At 73.8% G+C, this 2,367-nt stretch carries 3 protein-coding genes; all 3 read left to right on the plus strand.

The window, feature by feature from the left end; all coding sequences use genetic code 11:
• Positions 1 to 940 (plus strand): DMT family transporter (locus tag G5C65_RS35560; protein ID WP_241266297.1); only part of this gene is annotated, 940 nt, incomplete at its 5' end.
• Positions 941 to 1,042: 102 nt separating this feature from the next.
• A complete protein-coding gene (locus G5C65_RS35565) occupies positions 1,043 to 1,234 on the plus strand; it encodes a DUF1918 domain-containing protein (RefSeq protein ID WP_165303186.1) in 192 nt (63 codons plus the stop codon).
• A 144-nt stretch (positions 1,235 to 1,378) separates the two neighbouring features.
• Positions 1,379 to 2,251 carry a 3-hydroxybutyryl-CoA dehydrogenase gene (locus G5C65_RS35570; RefSeq protein WP_338146821.1) on the plus strand — a complete coding sequence of 291 codons (873 nt, stop codon included), beginning with the start codon at positions 1,379 to 1,381 and terminating at the stop codon, positions 2,249 to 2,251.
• The last annotated feature ends 116 nt before the right edge of the window (positions 2,252 to 2,367 follow it).

Consider the following 2,367-nt stretch of genomic DNA (forward strand, 5'->3'; position numbering starts at 1 on the left):
CCCCGCCACCACGGCCGTCGCCTCCCCGGGCCAGGGCGCCCCGGGCCCGTCCGCGGCGGCCGCCGGTTCGGCCCGGTCCGCGCCCCGCGGGCCGGGCACCCTGCTCGCCGTCCTCGCCGTGACCCTCTTCTCGCTCACCTTCCCCGCCACCGCCTGGGCGCTGGAGGGCCTCGGGCCGTGGTCGACGGTGTCCCTGCGGATGCTGCTGGCCGGGACCATGGCGAGCTGCGCCCTGGCCGCACTGCGCGTTCCGCTGCCGGCCCGGCGCCACTGGGCGGGGCTGGCCGTCGCCGCCTCGGGCGTGGTGATCGGCTTTCCGCTGCTGACGACGCTGGCCCTGCAGACCTCCAGCACCTCGCACGCCGCGGTGGTCGTCGGGCTGCTGCCGCTGACCACGGCCCTCTACTCCTCGCTGCGCACGGGCGCCCGCCCCTCCCCCCTCTTCTGGGCCGCCGCCGTGGCCGGGGCCGCCGTCGCGGTGGCGTTCGCGCTCCACCAGAGCGGCGGCTCCCCCACCCTGGGCGACCTCTATCTGTGCGGGGCGCTGCTGATCTGCGCCGCCGGATACGCCGAGGGCGGACGGCTGGCCCGCGAGCTGCCGGCCCTGGCGGTCATCGGCTGGGCGCTGGTGGCCTGCCTGCCGCTGGCCGTGCTGGGCGCCGCGCTGGCGCTGCCGCACGAGCCGGTCGGGCTGACCGGCCACTCCGTGGCGGGGCTGCTGTGGAGCGCCGCGGGCTCGCAGCTTCTCGGTCTGCTGCTGTGGTACCGCGCCATGGGCGTGGCGGGTGTGGCGCGGGCCAGCCAGGTGCAGCTGTCCCAGCCGCTGATGACCCTGGTCTGGTCCGTCCTGCTGCTCGGCGAACAGCTGACCCCGGCGGCGCCCGCGGCCGCCGTCGCCGTCCTGGTGTGTATCGCCGTCGTCCAGCGGACTCGTGCCTGACCGGGGCCAACTCCGGCTACAGGCCGTAGACTTGCCCGCACCGAACGGATACACCGCACAGCGGCACCGATGACGCGCACCTGTGAGGGGGAGGCACTCCTGATGCGAGCGAATCCAGGCGACCGGCTGCTGATGCACGGGCGGGTCGTAGGCCGGCAGAACCGCGAGGCGGAGGTCGTCGAGGTGCTGGGCGCCGACGGCGAACCCCCGTTCCGGGTACGGTTCGAGGACGGCCACGAGGCCATCCTGTCCCCGGGGCCCGACACCGTGGTCCGGGAGCGGAACAAGAGCTGACCGCGGCCCGGGGCGCGCCCTGCCGGGGCCGCCCCGCCCGCGGGCCCCGGCCCGCGTGACCTTTCGCACCCGCCCGACGCGCGGCGACCGCCCTAGCGGTACCGTCGGACGGCGGCATCCGTGAAGATCAGCGAAAGGTACGAGGTGACGGACTCTGTAGACGGCGTCGAGCGCGTCGGAGTGGTGGGCTGCGGCCAGATGGGCGCCGGTATCGCGGAGGTGTGTGCGCGATCCGGGCTGGAGGTCATGGTCGCGGAGACCAGCGGCGAGGCCCTGGAGCTGGGGCGCACCCGGCTGGTGAACTCCCTCGGCAAGGCGGCCGAGCGCGGCAAGATCACCGAGACGGAGCGGGACGCCACCCTGGACCGGCTGAGCTTCACCACGGACCTGGGCGACTTCGCCGACCGCGATCTGGTGATCGAGGCCGTGATCGAGAGCGAGCAGGTCAAGACCGAGATCTTCCAGGTTCTGGACCAGGTGGTGGCCAGTCCGCAAGCGATCCTGGCGTCGAACACTTCCTCCATCCCGCTGGTGAAGCTCGCCGTCGCGACCTCCCGGCCGGACCATGTGATCGGCATCCACTTCTTCAACCCGGCGCCCGTCCAGCGGCTGGTCGAGCTGATCCCGGCGCTGACCACGAGCGACGACACCATCAAGCGCGCCGAGGAGGCGGTCGGCGGCCTCCTGGGCAAGTACACCATCCGCGCCCAGGACCGCTCGGGCTTCGTCGTCAACGCGCTGCTGATCCCGTATCTGCTCTCCGCCATCCGGATGTTCGAGTCCGGCATCGCGAGCCGCGAGGACATCGACAACGGCATGGAGATGGGCTGCGCCCACCCCATGGGCCCCCTCCGGCTCTCCGACCTCATCGGCCTCGACACGGTCGCCTCGATCGCCGACTCGATGTACGCCGAGTACAAGGAGCCGCTCTACGCCGCTCCCCCGCTGCTCCAGCGCATGGTCGACGCGGGCCGCCTCGGCCGCAAGGCGGGCGCGGGCTTCTACTCCTACATCTGAGCCGCGGGAAGACCGCGGCGCGCCCCGCTGACGGCGCCGCACCACAGAACGCCGAGGGCCGTTCCCCGACCACCGGGAGCGGCCTTCGTTGCGCTGCGGGGGGGGCTGCGGGGGGC

Source organism: Streptomyces boncukensis, assembly GCF_011045075.1.
GTDB classification, from domain to species: domain Bacteria; phylum Actinomycetota; class Actinomycetes; order Streptomycetales; family Streptomycetaceae; genus Streptomyces; species Streptomyces boncukensis.